We start from the raw sequence: 17,813 nt of genomic DNA, 5'->3' as shown, positions 1-17,813 counted from the left end.
TCAGCAGCCATTCCAGCTCTCTCTGGAATCTCACCAAGGCGCACCACCGCACGTAGATGGGGTCCTGAGGCTTGGATCGCACGAATAGCATGACCTCGGCTAAACGGAGGCGGCGTCACGAGTGACAACGTGGCCCGTTACATGTCGAGACCTTGGCCAATTTATGCAATCACTTACCTATGCCATTGTCTTTCATCGAGATGCCGCCAGCGGCGGCTGCATGTATACACTCTTGGGGCAGGCGTCTGTCTCAGGGTGGCCAAAGGTCATGCAGCACTGTTGGACTGGCGGCCTTGGCCTCTTCGATTTCCGCTGGAGATACACGATTTGCCAATTGGCCTAGGACCGAACGGGCAACCTCTTCCGGATTCACCGCCGGGTCGCGGTGGACGCCGTCATGAATCCGGTCGAGAAATGAATTCCGGTTTTTTGCCTTGGCGCAGCGGCCGGGGTGCCAACCCTCGTAGTAAAAGCCCCGCAGTAGGGCAGGCAGCTGCGCGCCCATGTACACGGCCTCGTCGTGATCCAGGCAGTCGCGCAGGGCCTGCAACGTCGCAATCAGGGCTCGGAAAACCCGCTCTCGATCATGCCAATGAAGTCTCCACGCCAGATCGCTGACCCAATCCTGAGTTGCCTGCAAAGAATTGCTTGGATCGCAACTAGCGTACATGAGTGTTTCCGTGCTCTCGACATTCAGGATCAGATTATTCCAGGCGCGGAACGACTTAGTTTGGTAGCTTGCTGCGCACCAGCCGAGGTGAAGTCCCCATAGTTTGCGCACCTTGAGGAAACCGAGACACCTACTTCAATTCTCGGGCCCGTCCCGCGCCATTCCCGGCTTCGACTGACTCGTAGTTGCGCAGCATCATTTCAGCCACACTGAATTTTTTTCGTCCTTGCTGCGAAGTCAGGTGGGCGTCGATGTCCGGATAGATAAAGAAAGGAAGCGAAATTCGGTCACTCAGACCACTGTGCGCGACCTGATGCGGCGTACTTTTGAAGCGGTCGTCACTCAAAACTTGAAGCATGTCACCCAAATTGACCACGAGACTGTCGGGCAGGCTCGGGACTGGCAACCAGCGTCCGCCCAACCACACCTGCAATGATCGGGTGGGGAGCTCCTCTTGAAGCAACAGTGTGAAGAAACCACCATCGGTGTGTTTGGCGCAGGTGCCGCTGCGCGCTGGATACCGGATCACGCGTTGCTCAAGCGTTGGCGGGCTGAAATGGCTTCTGAACCAGCCCTGATCCATACCAATCAGTTCGGCAAGCGCCGTTCCGAGTTGCGGGACAACTCTGCTGAGCACGGTCGCCTGCAAAGCAAGGAGGCTTCGCGCGAAACCAGGAGCCAATGCGTCATCCGGAAGGCGCGTGATCCCGGCAAACGGCCGGTCGCCTTCGCTATCAATGCCGAGGTCGAACACTTCCTTCGCATCGGGGCCGGCCTCGGGATGTAATATTTCGCCGTTCAACCGACTGTAGCCACGGGCGATAGTTGGGTATATGCCTTGAGCGGCGTGATCATAGCTTTCCTTGATCGACTGGGGCAAAGCAAAGAACTTCCGGGTCGACTCGATGGCTTGTGTGATCTGTTTCTTCGGAATGCCATGCTCGATAAGGTAGAAAAAGCCGCACTCTTCGCAGGCCGCCTGCAAGCGCTGTTGCTCCTCACGTCGGGTTGCGTCGGCTCCAAGTTTCGCGAGTGAAATTTGTGGTAACGTGGTCATCATCGTCATCCCTTGATGCTGTTCACTTGTGAGGCCAGAATTCAGTAGCTTTCCTTGTTCGCGACCGCCCGCTTTCGTTTGGTGTGCGCAGGGACAGAGACGCCAGCATCCTGGATGGCAGCACCTCGTGGCCAATTGTTGTAGCCGCCCAACCGGCTCTCGCGGGGTCAACTCAGGCATACGACACGCAAGGCATATGACACAATCGGGCAATAATATTTCGTCGCCAACCATCAAAGTCGACATCGTTCAAAGCCACGAAGCACGAAGCCATCCGATCTTTCGAGCTGTCTTGCCACTATTGCGCGCGAGTCTCAGCAGAGCTGCCTTATATATACGCCTCAGTTGTTGATATAACCATGCTATGCACAACACTATTAGCCTCCATTCCTATCGTCAACGCAGAATGTGTTAATATTTGTTATCACACCATTGCCTATTCTATTTTTCAGATTAATCTTTTGTTTCATGTAATTGCCACTGTTCGCAGGAGACTCATTCAGCGATACGCGGAAGATCGGCTCGAACGTCGATGTCCGCGTCGAGCGAACCTGACGTCGAGGGTTCATTTGCTGAGAATGGAGCAACCGCAGGCTTTGGACCACGAACGAGTTCCTCGTTAAGCCAGCAAGAACAACGCCGGCGGGGCTGGCGGCAAAATCTCTCTGAATAGCCCATTTCAATTCCGATCAGACGTAACATCCATCTACCCACACATGCCGATCAGCTCTATCTTCGTCTTTGGGTGCATTACAACGTAATTATTCCTGCTCCTATAACCTTTATGGCAGCGGTTGTTCGACTACACGTCTCTGTCTTCCGCATTACGTTCTTTATGTGGAAATTGACAGTATTCATCGATATACTTAATATCCTCGCTATCTCCCAGGAGGATTTCCCTTTCGCCGTCCATAGGATGCATTCTTTTTCTCTCGGAGAAAGGAGAGGCATCTTTTCGCCGACGCTTGAGTTAACAGACTTCGCGATTCTCAGATGGAAATGTAACGCCGCAAGCTGTAAGTACGTGACTGTTCTATTCCCGAATTCACCCTCCCCGGCCTGAGCAAAGTTCATGATCGCCAAGCTGCCGTCGGGGTCGTGCAATGGAACGCTGACGCCTGACTTCATCCCAAATGTGGCCGCCTCGTCGAAGAAGCGCCGCTCGTCATCAGTTGTGCTTGCGTCGTCGTACACCTCACTCCATTGAAAGGCACTTGCTCGCGTTCGACTAGTCCGGATGATGGGGTCCACTGTTTCGTAGCTCATTTCGAAATAGCGCTCTTGCCACGCATCAGGGTACTTCAGCATGACCTCAGCATCGCCTCGGACCGGCTTCATGGCTCTTTTGTCTGACGTAAGCTTCCCATAGGCCAGCCAAGGACAATCAAAATTCAGAGCGAAAGTAGATAGTAGGCAGAACAAGCGATCGGACTTTCCAACCCTATTGGTGTGGTCGAGAAATTTGCCGAACTCAAGGGCAAACGTCTCGCTTGTAGCGTCATGGCAAAGGATCTTGGGCGCCGAAGACAACTGGTCGGACATTCTGGTTGGGAGCCCTCGAATTTGAGAGATAGCAGTTATCCGCGGGGGTTCCATAATTTCTGCTCCGTCGCCAATTGCGATGGGTATTTACCGGAACACTAAGGCTTCTGGCCGTGCGGCGACGAAGCCACCGTCCTCAGCAGCCGACATTGTTAAAGCTCTAGCTTCGCCGCTGTCATGCAACTGCAACATAAGGACCGGCCTCTGGGTCACGATCGTTCGGCGTCTTCAGACGCTTTCTTTTCACGCTGAAACGAACCTCGGCAGATCTTGAAACGCCCCAGGGCTTCACCGCTCGTTGGAAGCCCCTCATGTCTGTTATCAAGGGGCATCCATTTGCAAAGCATATGTCGGCCGATGGTCGGCCAGCGGCGTCAGGTCCACCAGAGAACAAGATCTGGCCGCGCAAATCCGAAAAAGCAATTCAGCAGCACGCGACGCTTTCCGTTGCTTGATTGACCGGTAACCCCATGAACGAAACCGCCGTCAAGTAGCGCGATATCCCCGGCCTTGAGCTGGATTTCGCGACTAGGCACTGCCTCGAGATAAGCTGCGGAGTAGGGATATCCCGTGGTCTCCACACCCTGCGACTTTCGATCTGCGACTGTCGGCTTGTGACTCCAAAGCCTCAAGTTTCCACCTTCCTCAGGCATGCTGGGATAAAAGTTGAGTGCTGCCACGGTGTTGTGCGCCACCGCAGAAAGCTCGTAATCGTTCCCAGCATGTAACACCTGAGCGACATCGTCGTGGGGGTCCAAGGAAAATGTGCCGCTTCCGGTCCAACTGAGAGCCCGACAAACGTTCGCCTGACCGTGTTCTGAGCGCGCCAGCCGCAATTCAATGCCTTGGTTGTGAAGCTCGCGCTTCAACGCGTCGAATAAGGCTCGGACCGGGTCAACTAAATAGCCAAAAAGAGCGTCAACGTGCGGCCGCGCAGTTTCTGCCTCCGCGAAATAGGTGGCCGCATCCTTCCTGTAGTGGGATGCGCCCACATATTGTCCGGGGACGCCATCTTTGCGCTCCCTGAGACCGGGACTGCCAAAAAACTTCGCGGTGATCTCCTCGGCTATTTCGGTGCTGAAAGCTTGGCTGATATGCAGAGCCGTGATCTCGCCTTTTAGGACCGAGATGATCTCCGCAGTGCTGATCGAGCCGGTTCGTTCCTCGATCGTAAGAGGCGAGATGGCCGGCGTTTGACGTGCTTGGTTAGTCGCCATTTGTTTTCTCCTGTAGTGCCTGATCGAGGATGGCAATGCCGTGATCAAGTTCGTCATCTGAGATTGTTATCGGGGGAAGGACTTTGATGACGTCGCGATTTGGCCCGGAGGATTCGATCAGCAGGCCGTTTTCGAACGCGACATCGTGCACACGGCCGACAACGGCCTGTGACCGGCACTTGAGGCCGGCCATCAGACCACGGCCGCGCTTTTGTTCGATGCACTTAGGGAATTTCGCAACGAGGCGATCAAGGTGTTCTTGCAGTTTTACGGCCGTCCCCTCGACGGCGTTAGTAAACTGCCTATCGGACCACATTTTGCACATGGCCGCGGAAGTCACAAACGCGAGATTATTCCCTCTAAAGGTCCCGCTATGTTCTCCCGGATTCCATATGTCCATGTCAGGGCGAATCAGAACTATGGACAACGGATTGCCTGAACCGCTTAGTGATTTTGAAAGACACACGATGTCGGGCTCGATTTTCGCGAACTCGAACGAGAAGAAATCGCCGGTTCGCCCCGAACCTGCCTGAATGTCATCGACGATGAAAACAACGTCGTGCTTACGGCAAATGCGCTGAATTTCTGCAAGCCATGGTGCAGATGCGGTGTTCATGCCGCCTTCTGCCTGGATGGGCTCCAGGATGACTGCGGCCGGCTTTTCTATCCCGCTGCCTGGGTCGCCCAACACGTGATCAATGTAACTCGCGGAATCGAAAGTTTGGTTCGGATAGTTCTCGTAAGGGACACGGATCACATCGTGGCGAGCAACGCCGCCAAGCTTTCTGGTTGACGCTGAACCCGACACCGCCAAGGAGCCGAGCGACATGCCATGGTACGAATTTGTGAAGGCCATGACACTCGAGCGGCCGGTATACTTTCGCGCCAGCGCCAACGCCGCTTCGTTAGCGTTTGTCCCGGTCGGCCCAGGAAACTGTATCTTGTAAGAGAGGCCCCGGGGCTTCAGGATCGAATTCACGAACACTTCGATGAAATCACGCTTTGCAGTTGTATACATATCAAGCGACAAGACGATATTTTGATCGGCGAGATATTGAATTGCCGGCGCAATGATACCCGGGTTGTTATGGCCGTAGTTGAGCGCGCCGGACCCTACAATGAAATCAATATAAGGTTTTCCGGACTCGTCCCAGATTGTCGCCCCAAGAGACTTTGTAAAGACTGTTGGAAAGGATCGTCCATAGCGACGAACGTTAGACTCGTAAGCTTCAAAAATGTCGATATCCATTAAAGGGCCCCTCTGTATGCGGCTTGCGATCAACGCTGCAGGTTCTATGTTCACGCTTCCAAACCATTGATTTCGACGATTAGCTGCGGCCAATCTCTGCCTTAAAGCGAACGTATCATGGTCAGCGACTTGCGTTCGCAAAGAGTCTGTAAACTTGTTTGACGAATCTGTTGCAGCGCATTGGATAGCGATAGCGTGACAGTCAGTACCCGCCTTGCGGCAACGCTATCGGCGGCGTTGTTGGCGGGGCCCACTGACCACCGGTTTTTCCAAGCATGACTGCAACCACGATGTTTGGGTATTTCCCTATGTCGGCCGTGACGGGATCCTTGCCGACGAGTAGCTGTGACAGATAGCGATTTCTCTTCCTCGATGTGACGGCGAGACCGGTGCTCGCTCGAGTTTCGTTTTGGAACGCGGACGAGCCAGACCGCGATTTGCGATAGAACTGGAACTGTCCGCGGCCTCTAATCGCGGCCGTGGCCGCCGTGGCGGTGATTGCGCTGTTCCCTGGGCGGCGTGTTGGCCCACCTTCTGGCTTCAGGGCATATTGAATGCCTCAGTCGGACCTCGCGAGATGGCGGCCGCACTACAGTCCATGGACCGAGCACGCGAGTGGGATTCGGCACCCACGAGCCGACGCAGAATCGAGGGCGCCATCGACAAGGCGCGACCGATGCGGCTATCGACCACTCGGTGTTCGCCACCGCACTGCGTAGTCACGATGGCGCGGCCTTTGGAGCGCAGCACGACTTTAAGAGTTCCCACCCTTACGCTGGTCAACGTTCTTGTGATCGAAAACGCTGGCTCAGGCGACGACACTGGCGATGTGTCCGATGCCGCTTTTTGTACGCAAGGTTTCACTCTGTCCGACATCCGACAATTGTTGGATGTGAGACAGGGCGTCAAATCCGCTAACCCGGTGTTTTAATCCAATCTTCCTCTCTGGCACGCTCTGTGCAGCGCGACTTGCGAATGCATCAGCAAGAAAATAACCTCATGATCACACTCACTGAAAACGCCGTCGCTGCCGTCAAGACCGCGCTTTCCCGCGCCGACGAACCGGCGGAAGGCTTTCGCATCATGGTCGAGGCGGGCGGCTGCGCCGGCCTCAAATACCTGATGGGTCTGGAAAGCGTCTCGCGCGAGGGCGATGCCATCATGGAGACGGACGGGTTCAAGGTGTTCGTCGACGCAAACTCCCAGCCCCATCTCGCCGGCGTCACCGTTGACTTCGTCACGGACCTGGAGTCCTCGGGCTTTGTCTTCGACAATCCCAATGCGCGGGACAAATGTGCCTGCGGCAAGTCCTTCGGCTAGCGGCCATCACGACAAGGATCGGCGCCCATGCGGGACGACACCGACAACTTTTACCTCTTCAGCGACAAGCTCTATTTCATCAACCCGCACAATGTCGGCGCTTTGGAAACCCCCGATGCGGCCGGCGAGGTCGGCGCCGTCGCCTGCGGCGATGGGCTTAAATTGACGATGGGTTTCGACCGTACGACGCAGACGATCACCGCCGCAACGTGCCAGACCTTCGGCCGCGGCTCGGCCATAGCCACTTCCTCGGCGTTTACCGAATTCATTGTCGGCAGGACCATCGATGAAGCCCTTCAGATCACCGATCAGGACATGGCGGATTTTCTCCGCGCCCTGCCGCCGCACACGACCTACTCATCGCTCGACCGCCTCATCCTGGAGCGCGGCTTGCGTCTGATGAGCGAGTTCTTCCGTGCTATAAGGAAGGCTTTCGAGGAGACCCCAGGATTCTCACGCCTCGTCCTCGTCAAGGCACCATCGCCATGAGCGACGTGATCGAAGCGTTTCTCGTGGTGACTGGCTTCAAAGAGCGAGAGGCCCTTCCCCAAAGCCTCCGCTCGCTGAAACCTAATTCTGCCCGGAGTTCGGGAGAGTGGGTTTTCGGCAACGACCCTCGACTGTGGAACGAGCTGCAAAACGTGCCGCATGGCATTCCTCACCCTTTGCCGCGTCTCGTAAGCCTGCAGAGATGTTCCTTTGCTCAGTCGAAGGCCGCTTAAGCAATGTCATATGCGGTCAAGGAAATTTTCTACACCCTTCAAGGTGAAGGACGAAAAGCCGGGCGGGCCGCCGTATTTTGTCGTTTCGCCGGCTGTAACCTTTGGTCGGGACGTGAAGACGACCGGGCAAAAGCATTCTGCGGATTCTGCGACACCGATTTCGTTGGGGTAGATGGCCCCGGTGGCGGACATTTCGACACCGCACGGCAGCTTGCGTTGGCGGTCGAACAAGCCTGGCGCGGGTCGGGAACTGGGCAGCGTCTTGTCGTGCTCACCGGAGGGGAACCCCTCCTCCAGATCGATGAAGAACTCCTGGAAGCGCTGCATTCCTTGGCGTTTGAAATTGCCGTGGAGACCAACGGTACCATCCCCACACTCGCCGGCATCGACTGGCTTTGCGTCAGTCCGAAATGCAATGCACGCCTCGTGGTCATGGCAGGGGACGAGCTAAAGCTTGTATATCCTCAGATTGGCGCGGAGCCCGAACATTTCGAAGTTCTCGCGTTCGAGCATCTTTTGCTTCAGCCGATGGATGGGCCCGAGCGCGAGGCGAATACGGCCGCCGCAGTGGCCTATTGTCTTGCCAACCCACGTTGGCGCTTGAGCCTTCAAACCCACAAGTTTCTCGGGATCCCATGAAAATTACGCAAGCTTTCACCTTCGAGGCAGCGCACTGTCTTCCGCGGGTGCCAGAAACCCACCGCTGTCACCGCATGCATGGCCACTCATACCGTGTCGAACTGCGTCTGGAAGGGCCCGTCGATCCAGACACGGGCTTTGTCATCGATTTCTTCGATGTCGAGGCTGTGTTCGGACCGCTTCTGCAACGTATCGACCATCAGTGTCTGAATCAGATTGAGGGTCTCGAAAATCCGACGGCGGAAAACATTGCGGTCTGGATCTGGGACCAAACCAAGCCGCTTCTTGGCCAAATGTGCTCGGTAACAGTCTATGAGACACCGCTGTGCTGGGCTGAATACGAGGGTTGACCCGATGCAACCAGATCCGGGAACCGCACTCGTCCTTTTCTCCGGCGGCCAGGATTCGACAACCTGCCTGGCTTGGGCGCTGGAGAACTTCGAGCGCGTCGAGACAATCGGCTTCGACTATGGGCAGCGGCACCGGATCGAGCTCGATGTGCGGCCCTACCTGCTCGGGCGCATTCGAACAGACTTTCCGGCCTGGCGTGGGCGACTAGGCGAGGACCACATGATCGACATGACCGTGCTCGGCCAAATCAGTCATACCGCGCTCACGCGCGACGTCGAGGTCGCACTGAACGCGAACGGTCTAACAAATACCTTCGTGCCTGGCCGGAACCTTCTGTTCCTCGGCTTTGCGGCCGCGATAGCTTACCGGATGGACGCGAAACACCTCGTGATCGGCGTGTCCGAGACGGATCGTTTCAGCTACCCGGATTGTCGAGATGACGCAGTTAAAGCGATGCAACTTGCCCTGAACCTTGGAATGGAGACGCGTTTCGTCATTCACACACCCCTCATGCGGCGCGACAAGGCGCAGACCTGGGCGCTGGCGGATTGGCTGGGCGGCGAGGCGCTGGTGAAGCTCATCTGCGAGGGAAGCCACACTTGCTATAGCGGAGACCGAGAGCATAGACATAGCTGGGGTTTCGGTTGCGGGACCTGCGTCGAGTGTAATCTTCGCGCAGCAGGATGGGAGCAATTCCGATCCCGCAAAGAGGCACCGGTGGCCGCCCATGAAATGACGTGAGCGCCCAGATCCAGGCCGACGGTGGCAATCTGTTCCATAGATCGTTTCCTTCTCTTTGTGGTGTTCAGCACGACCAGGGTGGGCGCCTTCGATGCCGTTTCGAAGGGCTGTTCCATACCATCGACCTTGATGATCTTTGCCGTTCGCGTGGTGCTGTTTGGTAGGGGAGTTCAGCACCATGGCGAGCAGGCTGCGGTTGTTATCCTTGGTCCCGGTCGGATTGATCGTGGAGCGTACCGCCAAGAAAAAGGGGAGGTGTGGTTTCGACGAGAGGCGGTTGATGCCCGAGCCTGCCCTTATCCTGGAGGATCGTCCATGCAGGTCCATAACCAGCATGGCCGCACCATTGGCATCATTGAAGCGACGAATGACGACCTCATCGGCAATCGATGCCGGCGCCTGCGGAAGCCGGCACGGGCGCAGGCGCCTGCGGCGACGCGATGTTGCGGATATCCCTCCCCTGGCCTACCTCGGCCCAATCATAGGAATCCTGATAAGCGCCTTCGATCTCGCAATGCTCCTGCGTCCAGTGAATGCGCGTGCCGTCTTGATGGCGATCGTCACAGCCTCAGTGTCGAAGTTGACGAAATGATCTGCACAATCGCCGGAGACAATCGAGCAGGTAATTCAGCAAAGTCGATCTCATGTACCGTCGAATTGAAAAGGCCGCTGCCGTCATGAAGGATGCGCGCGACCGCATCAGGCGCCGGGGCAAGCCATCCCTATGCATCAGAATGGCGAAAGTGTTGTCGAGGTCCAGAAAGCACTGTCCGTTGACGTCAGCCAGATTGGCGCCTTCGCGTTGCAGCGCGCCGCGCGGCTTCGGATCGCACAGCCGCAGCGCGCGTGGTGCCATCGGGAAAAATGGCGGCCGCGGGCGAACAATCTTGCCGATTGGCGTCAGGCGGCGCGAAGCTTTGTGCAATATGTCAGGCCTCTCCTTGAAGGATCCGGGCCTACTCCGCTTTCGTCGCTGACTACATGGCGTTTGCACTTGGTAGACGTCATTCACGAAATGGGAGGCGGCTGATGAACAGGCCAACGATCGCCGATCTGGCGATAGCCGCGGGCGTAAGTGTTTCCACGGTCAATAGGCTCTTGCACGGAACTGGCACACTGCGACCGCAGACGGCCGACCTCATCTTGAGCGCAGCGCAGCAGATCGGCTTCCGCAGTTCGGGGCCGCTGCACGAACGCAGGCGGGACAATCTCCCGCATCGGCGCTTGAGCTTTCTCATGCAGCAATCGGACCGGCCCGCTCTGTCAGATCTGGGCCGAGGCGCTTCTCAGTGCCTGCGCGCGACGCACAGATGCGGTTATTGAGCCAGACGTGCTGTTCGAGGACGACCCTTCCCCCGAAGCGGTTGCTGCCAATCTGCTCAAGATAGGCGGAAGCGCCAATGCAATCGCGGTGATCTCGGCCGATCACCCGCTCGTCGGCCAGGCGATTGACGAGTTGCGCGTCAAAGGCGTTCCGGTGATCGCCTACGTCACTCACCTGTCCGCCGCCAGCCGGGCCGGCTTTGTGGGAACCGACAACTGGAAGGCCGGGCGCACAGCCGCATGGTTTATCAGCCAGACGTCCGGTCGGCCCGGCAGGGTCTTTCCTCTCATCGGCAGCAACCGTTATCAGTTCCATGACATCTCGGATGCGAGCTTCCGCTCCTACATGCGCGAGCACGCGCCCGAGTTCCACGTCAGCGAACCCTCCTGACCCATGAGGCGCCGAAGAACGCCTATGCAATCGTTCGCAGGCTGATAGCGGAGGAGCCGGAGCTCCGCGGCATCTTCGTCAATGGCGGCGGCATTTCCGGCGTTCTGCGTGCCATGCGCGAGCTCGCTGTGGAGCATTGTAAAATCCGGGTCGTCTGCCGCGACATCGGGCCCGAGACACGCAAGGGATTGAGCGAAGGCTTGATTACTGCTTCCTTGTGCCATCCCATCGACAGGATGCATGAAGAACTCATCGACGTGATGCTGCGAATGATGAACGCACGGACACACGGCTAATCGAACAGCGGCTTGTTCCGTTCGAGATCCTCACGCCAGAGAGCATTTGGACTTAAGAATCGGAAGAGGCATCGTCGTCCGGATACGGTCATCCGTGCGGCTGCGAAGCGAACCGCTTCGTGGAGTAAAACTGGGGCGCAAAGGGCAGCTCGGCCCTCATGATCCTCGCAGCAACCGAAATAGGCCAGGAGAGGACGAGGAGATGGAAATCTCCGAGGAAGCCGACCTTGTCGAGAGCTGGCCCCCAAGCTTGCGCCAATGATTAGGCTGCATCGGTCGTCGGCGCCGATTTGCGCGGCTTGTGGCGCACCACAACGTCCACCTTATAAGCGCCTCGATCGAGGCAGCGCACCGGGCGATCTATAGAGAACTTGCCTGTTCGCCCATGACTACGGCGGATATGTCGAGCTGTTTCATGGCAAGCAATGGAGCTGATTTGGCTTGAGTGAGGCGCCGACGGTTAATGACGGCGCGGATCTCACGGGCGAGCTTGGCTTTCCGCAATTCCTCTTCGGAATTGTCAAAGCCCAAATCCGCAAACACGTTGCCGCTGGTCATTTCGCCGGTGATTCTTCAGTCATGACTTTGCTCCTTCCCATAGTTTTCGCGATCGTGCGTCTCAGCCACCTTCAATCGCTGTAACGAGATCGACTTCGCACTTGGGCGTGTCCCTGCCCTTCTACTGGAACCAAAGATGCAGATCACACCAGCGAAGCGACGGCACGGACGGGCGCTAAGTATCACTGTCTAAGTCGTCGACCACCGCAAGGATTCGGCCGCCAAATCCCTTGAGGGCATTGACCGCCAGATGCTGCTCGCCATTTTGGGCATCGTTGATTGCAACACCCATCACGCTGCAGACATCGACCAATCTGACTCCGCTCAGCCACTGAAAAGAAAAGATTCGGGTCAAACAGCCGTTTTTGCCAAGTGATCATATTTTCCTATGAACGCATTTTGGCCTGCACGGACCGTTCCAGCTCGGCGCAAGTCAATCACGCTCTGCAATCCACCCAGTAGAGCAATGGCGGTGCTACATCGATAATGAGCCCAGTTTTGCTTTTTTTGAGAAGGTGTCTGTCTTGCTTGGCCGCAGCGAATATCCCGGTAAAGTTGGCTGCAGCGCATCGCGCTTAGCGCTCGCCGGGCGGAGCTGGTCCGGGATTGCGAAGCCCGGCGAGCGCGGATCGTCTTGGGCGATGTGGTGATCAGGCGTGGTTCTTGAAGCGCCAGGATTCATGTCCGATTTCGATGATCTCGCAACGATGTGTGAGATGATCGAGCAGTGCGGTCGTTGTTCCGTCGAAGTAGCGGCCGCGCCCGCTGTCGCGGATGAGCGCCCGGGCGATGGCAATGGCCAGATGCGACTTCCCGTTCCGGGCCACCAATCAACACGCCATTGGACAAATGCCATCAAGGGCATCTCACCGCCGGGCGGCGGCGAACAAGAAGGAGAGGAAATGATGGAACGCAGGCTTGATGACGTGATCGCAGCCCTCCCTGAGGAGCGTCGGGAGCGTGTCGACGCACGTTTCCAAGAGCTAAGGAGGGAGGTCGAGAGCTTCGGCGAGCTGCGCCGTGCGGCTGGGCAAGGCCCAGGCAGAGATTGCCTTGACCCTCAAGATCAAGCAGCCCTCGGTCTCGAAGATCGAGAAGCAGGCCGATATGTATCTGTCGACGCCTAGAGCTATGTAGAGGCGATCGGGGGACAACTCGACCTCATCGTCGCCTCCTCGCGCGCGCCCCTTCGTTTAAAGCGGCTCGGCGACGCCCTAGCCCCCTGCGCACGTGGTGCTAAAAGAGCGCCAGGTGGACGAACCCGCCCGAAGGCAACGCGGCGGCTGAACGCGCTCCGTTTCGGTCAAAATTGCCGAAGGGACGACGGTCTCGTCGACGCTCGCTAAAGGTATGAGCAAGGCCTCGTTAAGCCGGATACCGACCTGCCCCGCTGTCACGCTCGCGGGGACGCCTCTTCCCTCGCCCGTGCTGGCCCAGTTCACCGCCGCGCTGGGGGTGTGCGGCGATGTGCTCGCCGACGACGACCAGCTCGAGCACGCTTGGTCACAGCTTCCACACCTGATCAAGTAGATACCTCCGCACCTGCGCGACATCTTCAGTGGTTTCCAATTTATCTAATTTGCGGCGATCATCGCCGCACGCAGAATGGCAGAAAACGTTAAACGGCCATGTCTGCTGCCTTCTTATGCGGCTCCAGGACACATTGAGCACAGGCGAATACTGGCAAGCATCCAGCGCCACGACCCCACCTCGTGGCGGCAGTTAACAGCTGCCCGCTGAGGTTTGCCAACGGGCCTTCGGACAAACTTGGCGCAGCGCTGTTACGGCAGGCACAGCACGTCGAGATCTGTCGAGCATCAGCCGTTGCGAAAGGTGTAGCCATAACCGTTGAGCGCCGGTGCGCCGCCGAGATGCGCGTAGAGTATCCTCGAGCCCTCTGGAAAAAAGCCTTTTTGGACGAGGTCAATCAGCCCTTGCATCGATTTGCCTTCATACACGGGATCGGTAATCATACCTTCGAGCCGCGCACACAGACGGATCGCCTCCTTGGTTTCCTCGGATGGAATGCCGTACCGCGGGTGCGCGTAGTCCTCGAGCAACACCACGTCATCCTCGGCAAGTTCCGATCCGAGCTCGACGAGGGTCGCTGTATGTCGCGCAATGCTTAGCACCTGCGCCTTGGTCTTGGCCGGGGTAGCAGAGGCATCGATACCGATAACGTTGCGCTGCCGACCGTCCTTGGCGAATCCGACGAGCATGCCGGCATGCGTTGAACCGGTGACCGTGCAAACGACCATGTAGTCGAAGCCAAACCCTAGCTGTTCCTCCTGGGCGCGCACTTCCTCCGCGAACCCCACATAGCCGAGGCCTCCATTCGGGTGAACAGACGCCCCGGCCGGTATCGCATAAGGCCTGCCGCCCCTTGCCTTGACCTCATAGAGCGCTTTTTCCCAACTGTGCCGGATGCCGATGTCAAAGCCATCGTCGACCAGACGCACCTCCGCTCCCATGATCCGGCTCAAGAGAATGTTGCCGACGCGGTCATAGACGGCATCCTCATGGGGGACCCAGCTCTCGTGAACCAGGAGACATTTCATGCCGATCTTGGCGGCAACGGCGGCGACCATGCGCGTATGGTTGGACTGCACGCCGCCGATGGTGACGAGGGTATCGGCATCCGACGCGATCGCGTCGGGGATGATGTATTCGAGCTTGCGCAGCTTGTTGCCGCCGAACGCCAGACCGGAGTTGCAGTCCTCGCGTTTGGCGTAGATCTCCACCTTGCCGCCCAGATGCTTGCCGAGCCGGTCGAGCTTCTCGATGGGTGTGGGTCCAAAGGTGAGCGGGTAACGCTCGAATTTTTCCAGCATATTCTCTCCGGCGATGATCATTCAGCTGAAATAGCCACGCAAAACTCGTTCCGTAAGCGCTGCTGGATTGGTCGGCCGCGCTCTCCGACCTCCCATCGGAGCCTTGGGGATTTCCAGCGCTCTCCTTGCGATTGAGACGAAGCGATCCACATGTCGCCATGCTGCGATGAGGCGACCATCGCCTAGGAAACCTACGACGACACGCGGTCGGCTTCTGCGTTTTTTGCCAGCTTTGCAAGTGCAGCCAGACCGCCAAACCAACAGACTTCGATAAAAACGCAGTGGCTCTTGTTTGCGATTGGACCGGCAGGAACTGCACGGTTGCCGAGCCGAATTCCGCGAGGCGATTTTTGTGGCGCTCAACGCCTCACAGAGGTTTCAGCTGCTCGATCGAAGTGCTCGTCTACCTGATCGAAACGGGTGCCAATGCCCTCGAAAAGCTGGCCTCGCCGCGGCCGTAAGTCGTCGGATTGTAGTTGACGAGTGTGTCGGTCCTAGCGGTATCCAGCAACTGATTAGTAATCTGTGTCGGTGTTGCTGACGTGAACTTGCTGCTGTTCTGAACGCGAGTCGTCTCAAAGGCATGCCCGGCAGAGACGGAGTTCCCTGCCGGGCCGGGTTCGCCTTGGGAGGTGGCGTAAGCTAGCGACTTTCGTGGCGGCGGGACCACTCAATCCGTTCGTTTTGCGCAATAACGAGCATGTACCGTGCCAAGCCAAAAAGCATTTAAAAAACACCCAAGAGTCCGCTTCCTCTACGTTGCATAGCCGACATTGTCGGTTATCGGACAATGCCGAACGTGCCTCTCGGCATCGACCTACGCCTGAACCCGAGCGCCCCCGCAAGGTCGTTCGCTCCATTTCGACCTGGCGAACTGGTGGTGACCGGGTTTTAGCTCCGACGTTCTCCGGCTGACGGACAGGGCGGATGTCGCTTTTAAAAGAGGAAATGTCTGTACCTTCAATTCAAGAGGGCAAGCGGCCACGAGAGACGGCGCGGCGAATGGGTCGCGCAGATGATCGCGAGGATCAACCCATCCGGCAGACGCGCAAAACCGCAGCCTGATCAGTGTCCACCCCTAGGGCGCTCTCCAACCGGGGGGTCAAAATTGGACGCCGATTCCCCGCCTCAGGTGTCAAAATCGCACGCCGAAACACAGGACCGTCATCGGCGAATCCGCCCGGAGAACCGAAACTGCATTCCCCTGGGCGGTAGAACGATGAGAATGCCGTCGCCTTCGACCTTACCAGGGAACCATGGCCTGAATAATCAAACTTGAACAAGGGATGACTCTGAGCTCTGATCTTGTTACGGCGCCTCAAGGGAGGAGCAGCGATATGCCGAGCGTTTGATTGCGCTGGGGCACATCTTGAGTTTCATTCCTATGCTCATCGTCGCGCGACTGGTACCGAACTTCCTGGGACCTATCGAAAAGCTCAGCCCCTTGCCCGGCTTTGCCAGCGCAGCTCGATCGCCAAATCAGAAAGAGGACACTTGCGAAATAGCCCAGCTGAAGAAGTAGCGAACAGCCCAGCGTCGTGACGACTGCTAGACGGAACGAATGCGAGGCGAAGTAAACCGTCACAGCGTTGCCGCACAGGACTAGCCCGAGGAGCCGACAAAAGATGATGAAGCGCATGGCGTTCTCCTGATTTTGTCTCGTCAAATCATGCACCTCATGCTGCGATCTGGTCGGCCGCGAGATGGGTCTGGCAGTTCTTTGGGCAGACGCGGCCGCAGGCTCCGCAGCCAATGCAGCGGCCGGCATGGTCGACAACCATGATCATACGATTGAGCTCACCGTCGAAATCGTCGTCATCGGCGTCGCAGGCGCCGAGGATTTCACCCGCGTCATCGACGCCGTAAAGATGCATGACCTCGCGCGAGCAGACTTTGAAGCAGCGGCCGCAGCCGATACAGATCTTGCCATCGATAGCGATCAGATATTCAGGCACCCATATGGAGCCGTCGCGGCTGATGAATTTGCTCCTCATCGCAAAGTCTTCATTTTGGCAAGCTCTCTCCTGGCACCATCCAACTCGGCATAAACGGCATGCGTTTTCTCGGCGACTTCCTCTATCTCAATCCATTTGACCGGGAGACCCTCGGCAAGGTCGCGCAAGTTCGTCTTGGCAATTGCCGCGCGCAGTTGAAGCTTTCGGACTTTCTTCGCCATCTCATCCAGGTTTGACATGATCCTTCCTCGAAAACCGGTTTCTTCACGCCCGCGCCACGTCGGGATAGGCAATAGCTGCAGTCGCATCGACCAGTTTGGCGCCGGCATCCGCGAGTTTCCGGAGGGTCTCGAAGCCGAACCGGTAGACGCCTCGACAGACCGACGAACTGCCCGGCGGTGAAAAGCACGCGTCCGAAAGCACCGGTCGGTTTGATTTCTGTTGTTGACTATGACATCACGCCTGAGCGTTCCTCGATCGCCAGCTCCACTAAGGTTTGAAACATGTCGAGCCTCCACATCGCGTCCGGATCCGGATTGCCAATGAGTGGATATTCCGGCGCAGTTCCTCGGTGATAATGAAATCGGCCAGCAGCCCGGTGTCCGATTTCCGTTGGCATGAGCCGTGGAAATCCTGAGCACGGATCAACCGCAGGAGGCATTTGACGAACGGGCGGGCAAGGGCCTCGCCATCCTTGTTGACGGCAGGGCCAAGCGCTGCGTGAGACATTTCGTTTCCTCAATTTCAGGTCTCGTCCTCAACGGAGGATTTCTGCTTTCGGTTACGCCGACTTCGGGCTCGCTTACGCAGCCGACGTCCAGCCTGGCCAGGCCGATTCCACGTAAATGCGGCCCCTGTGGCCGACCTTGAACAGGACCTGGACTGTGACATCTTCAACGACGGGCCAAATTCGCGTCGAATATCGCGGCCGCGGCTATTTGGTTGGAAGTC

General features: G+C 57.4%; 18 protein-coding genes and 3 pseudogenes. 7 read left to right on the top strand and 14 right to left on the bottom strand.

Annotated elements, in window-relative coordinates:
- Positions 1 to 250: 250 nt before the first annotated feature.
- The 5 genes from ACSQ3Z_RS33685 to ectB all read right to left on the bottom strand — a co-directional run bounded on the left by ACSQ3Z_RS33685 (position 251) and on the right by ectB (position 5,735).
- A complete protein-coding gene (locus tag ACSQ3Z_RS33685) occupies positions 251 to 781 on the bottom strand; it encodes a DUF2267 domain-containing protein (RefSeq protein ID WP_436175432.1) in 531 nt (176 codons plus the stop codon).
- A 19-nt stretch (positions 782 to 800) separates the two neighbouring features.
- Positions 801 to 1,736, bottom strand: coding sequence for a 2-oxoglutarate and iron-dependent oxygenase domain-containing protein (locus tag ACSQ3Z_RS33680; protein ID WP_436175431.1), 936 nt, complete (start codon positions 1,734 to 1,736; stop codon positions 801 to 803).
- Between the two features lie 741 nt (positions 1,737 to 2,477).
- Positions 2,478 to 3,269, bottom strand: coding sequence for an autoinducer binding domain-containing protein (locus tag ACSQ3Z_RS33675; protein WP_436175430.1), 792 nt, complete (start codon positions 3,267 to 3,269; stop codon positions 2,478 to 2,480).
- Between the two features lie 374 nt (positions 3,270 to 3,643).
- Entirely contained in the window at positions 3,644 to 4,486 is an 843-nt protein-coding gene (locus ACSQ3Z_RS33670) for a 2OG-Fe(II)-dependent halogenase WelO5 family protein (protein ID WP_436175429.1), read from the bottom strand.
- Positions 4,476 to 5,735 (bottom strand): diaminobutyrate--2-oxoglutarate transaminase, encoded by a 1,260-nt coding sequence (ectB, locus tag ACSQ3Z_RS33665; RefSeq protein WP_436175428.1) that lies wholly within the window; start codon positions 5,733 to 5,735, stop codon positions 4,476 to 4,478. Before ectB ends, ACSQ3Z_RS33670 begins: the two co-directional genes overlap by 11 nt.
- 999 nt (positions 5,736 to 6,734) lie before the next feature.
- Between ectB and ACSQ3Z_RS33660 the strand changes: the two genes are divergently transcribed.
- From ACSQ3Z_RS33660 to queC, 5 genes are all read left to right on the top strand, one after another.
- A complete protein-coding gene (locus tag ACSQ3Z_RS33660) occupies positions 6,735 to 7,055 on the top strand; it encodes a HesB/IscA family protein (protein WP_172234299.1) in 321 nt (106 codons plus the stop codon).
- A 27-nt stretch (positions 7,056 to 7,082) separates the two neighbouring features.
- Positions 7,083 to 7,544 (top strand): iron-sulfur cluster assembly scaffold protein, encoded by a 462-nt coding sequence (locus ACSQ3Z_RS33655; RefSeq protein WP_172234301.1) that lies wholly within the window; start codon positions 7,083 to 7,085, stop codon positions 7,542 to 7,544.
- Between the two features lie 236 nt (positions 7,545 to 7,780).
- Positions 7,781 to 8,416 (top strand): 7-carboxy-7-deazaguanine synthase, encoded by a 636-nt coding sequence (gene queE / locus ACSQ3Z_RS33650; protein ID WP_436175427.1) that lies wholly within the window; start codon positions 7,781 to 7,783, stop codon positions 8,414 to 8,416.
- The gene (gene queD / locus ACSQ3Z_RS33645) at positions 8,413 to 8,766 is read left to right on the top strand and encodes a 6-carboxytetrahydropterin synthase QueD (RefSeq protein ID WP_019863359.1); all 354 of its coding nucleotides are present in this window, start codon (positions 8,413 to 8,415) and stop codon (positions 8,764 to 8,766) included. The genes queE and queD overlap by 4 nt, the downstream gene beginning before the upstream one ends.
- Before the next feature lie 4 nt (positions 8,767 to 8,770).
- On the top strand, positions 8,771 to 9,508 hold the full coding sequence (gene queC / locus ACSQ3Z_RS33640) for a 7-cyano-7-deazaguanine synthase QueC (protein WP_436175426.1): 738 nt from the start codon (positions 8,771 to 8,773) through the stop codon (positions 9,506 to 9,508).
- 568 nt (positions 9,509 to 10,076) lie between these two features.
- Here queC and ACSQ3Z_RS33635 read toward each other — a convergent pair.
- Complete coding sequence (locus ACSQ3Z_RS33635) at positions 10,077 to 10,433, bottom strand: hypothetical protein (protein WP_436175425.1); 357 nt, start codon at positions 10,431 to 10,433, stop codon at positions 10,077 to 10,079.
- Positions 10,434 to 10,537: 104 nt separating this feature from the next.
- Here ACSQ3Z_RS33635 and ACSQ3Z_RS33630 point away from each other — a divergent pair.
- Positions 10,538 to 11,574 (top strand): annotated as a pseudogene (locus ACSQ3Z_RS33630) (LacI family DNA-binding transcriptional regulator).
- 304 nt (positions 11,575 to 11,878) lie between these two features.
- Here ACSQ3Z_RS33630 and ACSQ3Z_RS33625 read toward each other — a convergent pair.
- From ACSQ3Z_RS33625 to ACSQ3Z_RS33615, 3 genes and pseudogenes are all read right to left on the bottom strand, one after another.
- A complete protein-coding gene (locus ACSQ3Z_RS33625) occupies positions 11,879 to 12,076 on the bottom strand; it encodes an XRE family transcriptional regulator (RefSeq protein WP_027056507.1) in 198 nt (65 codons plus the stop codon).
- Positions 12,077 to 12,251: 175 nt separating this feature from the next.
- On the bottom strand, positions 12,252 to 12,389 hold the full coding sequence (locus tag ACSQ3Z_RS33620) for a hypothetical protein (protein WP_436175424.1): 138 nt from the start codon (positions 12,387 to 12,389) through the stop codon (positions 12,252 to 12,254).
- Positions 12,390 to 12,726: 337 nt separating this feature from the next.
- Positions 12,727 to 12,919 (bottom strand): annotated as a pseudogene (locus tag ACSQ3Z_RS33615) (hypothetical protein); the annotation flags it as partial.
- 507 nt (positions 12,920 to 13,426) lie between these two features.
- On the opposite strand from ACSQ3Z_RS33615, the gene ACSQ3Z_RS33610 reads away from it, so the two are divergent.
- Positions 13,427 to 13,606, top strand: a complete 180-nt coding sequence (locus ACSQ3Z_RS33610) for a hypothetical protein (RefSeq protein WP_436175423.1) — start codon at positions 13,427 to 13,429, stop codon at positions 13,604 to 13,606.
- A gap of 287 nt (positions 13,607 to 13,893) precedes the next feature.
- On the opposite strand, the gene ACSQ3Z_RS33605 is transcribed toward ACSQ3Z_RS33610, so the two are convergent.
- The 5 genes and pseudogenes from ACSQ3Z_RS33605 to ACSQ3Z_RS33585 form a co-directional block, all read right to left on the bottom strand.
- Positions 13,894 to 14,907, bottom strand: a complete 1,014-nt coding sequence (locus ACSQ3Z_RS33605) for a 1-aminocyclopropane-1-carboxylate deaminase (RefSeq protein WP_436175422.1) — start codon at positions 14,905 to 14,907, stop codon at positions 13,894 to 13,896.
- Positions 14,908 to 16,225: 1,318 nt separating this feature from the next.
- Positions 16,226 to 16,546 carry an exopolysaccharide production repressor protein gene (locus tag ACSQ3Z_RS33600; protein ID WP_172374730.1) on the bottom strand — a complete coding sequence of 107 codons (321 nt, stop codon included), beginning with the start codon at positions 16,544 to 16,546 and terminating at the stop codon, positions 16,226 to 16,228.
- Positions 16,547 to 16,583: 37 nt separating this feature from the next.
- A complete protein-coding gene (gene fdxB / locus ACSQ3Z_RS33595) occupies positions 16,584 to 16,901 on the bottom strand; it encodes a ferredoxin III, nif-specific (protein WP_202296272.1) in 318 nt (105 codons plus the stop codon).
- Positions 16,898 to 17,101 carry a CCE_0567 family metalloprotein gene (locus ACSQ3Z_RS33590; RefSeq protein ID WP_027033222.1) on the bottom strand — a complete coding sequence of 68 codons (204 nt, stop codon included), beginning with the start codon at positions 17,099 to 17,101 and terminating at the stop codon, positions 16,898 to 16,900. The genes fdxB and ACSQ3Z_RS33590 overlap by 4 nt, the downstream gene beginning before the upstream one ends.
- A 25-nt stretch (positions 17,102 to 17,126) precedes the next feature.
- A pseudogene (locus tag ACSQ3Z_RS33585) lies at positions 17,127 to 17,591 on the bottom strand (DUF269 domain-containing protein).
- Between the last annotated feature and the right edge of the window lie 222 nt (positions 17,592 to 17,813).

The organism is Mesorhizobium sp. LjNodule214 (assembly GCF_964252735.1).
Taxonomy (GTDB): Bacteria; Pseudomonadota; Alphaproteobacteria; order Rhizobiales; family Rhizobiaceae; genus Mesorhizobium.
The sequence above is the reverse complement of the archived record's forward strand: the minus strand, read 5'-3'. Positions and strand labels throughout refer to the sequence as shown.

What these genes read in the sequence shown, in the direction of transcription:
- ACSQ3Z_RS33680 (WP_436175431.1), bottom strand. Translation starts at nt 1,736, where the DNA reads ATGACGATGATGACCACGTTACCACAAATTTCACTCGCGAAACTTGGA.
- ACSQ3Z_RS33675 (WP_436175430.1), bottom strand. Translation starts at nt 3,269, where the DNA reads ATGTCCGACCAGTTGTCTTCGGCGCCCAAGATCCTTTGCCATGACGCT.
- ACSQ3Z_RS33670 (WP_436175429.1), bottom strand. Translation starts at nt 4,486, where the DNA reads ATGGCGACTAACCAAGCACGTCAAACGCCGGCCATCTCGCCTCTTACG.
- ectB (WP_436175428.1), bottom strand. Translation starts at nt 5,735, where the DNA reads ATGGATATCGACATTTTTGAAGCTTACGAGTCTAACGTTCGTCGCTAT.
- ACSQ3Z_RS33660 (WP_172234299.1), top strand. Translation starts at nt 6,735, where the DNA reads ATGATCACACTCACTGAAAACGCCGTCGCTGCCGTCAAGACCGCGCTT.
- ACSQ3Z_RS33655 (WP_172234301.1), top strand. Translation starts at nt 7,083, where the DNA reads ATGCGGGACGACACCGACAACTTTTACCTCTTCAGCGACAAGCTCTAT.
- queE (WP_436175427.1), top strand. Translation starts at nt 7,781, where the DNA reads ATGTCATATGCGGTCAAGGAAATTTTCTACACCCTTCAAGGTGAAGGA.
- queD (WP_019863359.1), top strand. Translation starts at nt 8,413, where the DNA reads ATGAAAATTACGCAAGCTTTCACCTTCGAGGCAGCGCACTGTCTTCCG.
- queC (WP_436175426.1), top strand. Translation starts at nt 8,771, where the DNA reads ATGCAACCAGATCCGGGAACCGCACTCGTCCTTTTCTCCGGCGGCCAG.
- ACSQ3Z_RS33625 (WP_027056507.1), bottom strand. Translation starts at nt 12,076, where the DNA reads ATGACCAGCGGCAACGTGTTTGCGGATTTGGGCTTTGACAATTCCGAA.
- ACSQ3Z_RS33610 (WP_436175423.1), top strand. Translation starts at nt 13,427, where the DNA reads ATGAGCAAGGCCTCGTTAAGCCGGATACCGACCTGCCCCGCTGTCACG.
- ACSQ3Z_RS33605 (WP_436175422.1), bottom strand. Translation starts at nt 14,907, where the DNA reads ATGCTGGAAAAATTCGAGCGTTACCCGCTCACCTTTGGACCCACACCC.
- ACSQ3Z_RS33600 (WP_172374730.1), bottom strand. Translation starts at nt 16,546, where the DNA reads ATGCGCTTCATCATCTTTTGTCGGCTCCTCGGGCTAGTCCTGTGCGGC.
- fdxB (WP_202296272.1), bottom strand. Translation starts at nt 16,901, where the DNA reads ATGAGGAGCAAATTCATCAGCCGCGACGGCTCCATATGGGTGCCTGAA.
- ACSQ3Z_RS33590 (WP_027033222.1), bottom strand. Translation starts at nt 17,101, where the DNA reads ATGTCAAACCTGGATGAGATGGCGAAGAAAGTCCGAAAGCTTCAACTG.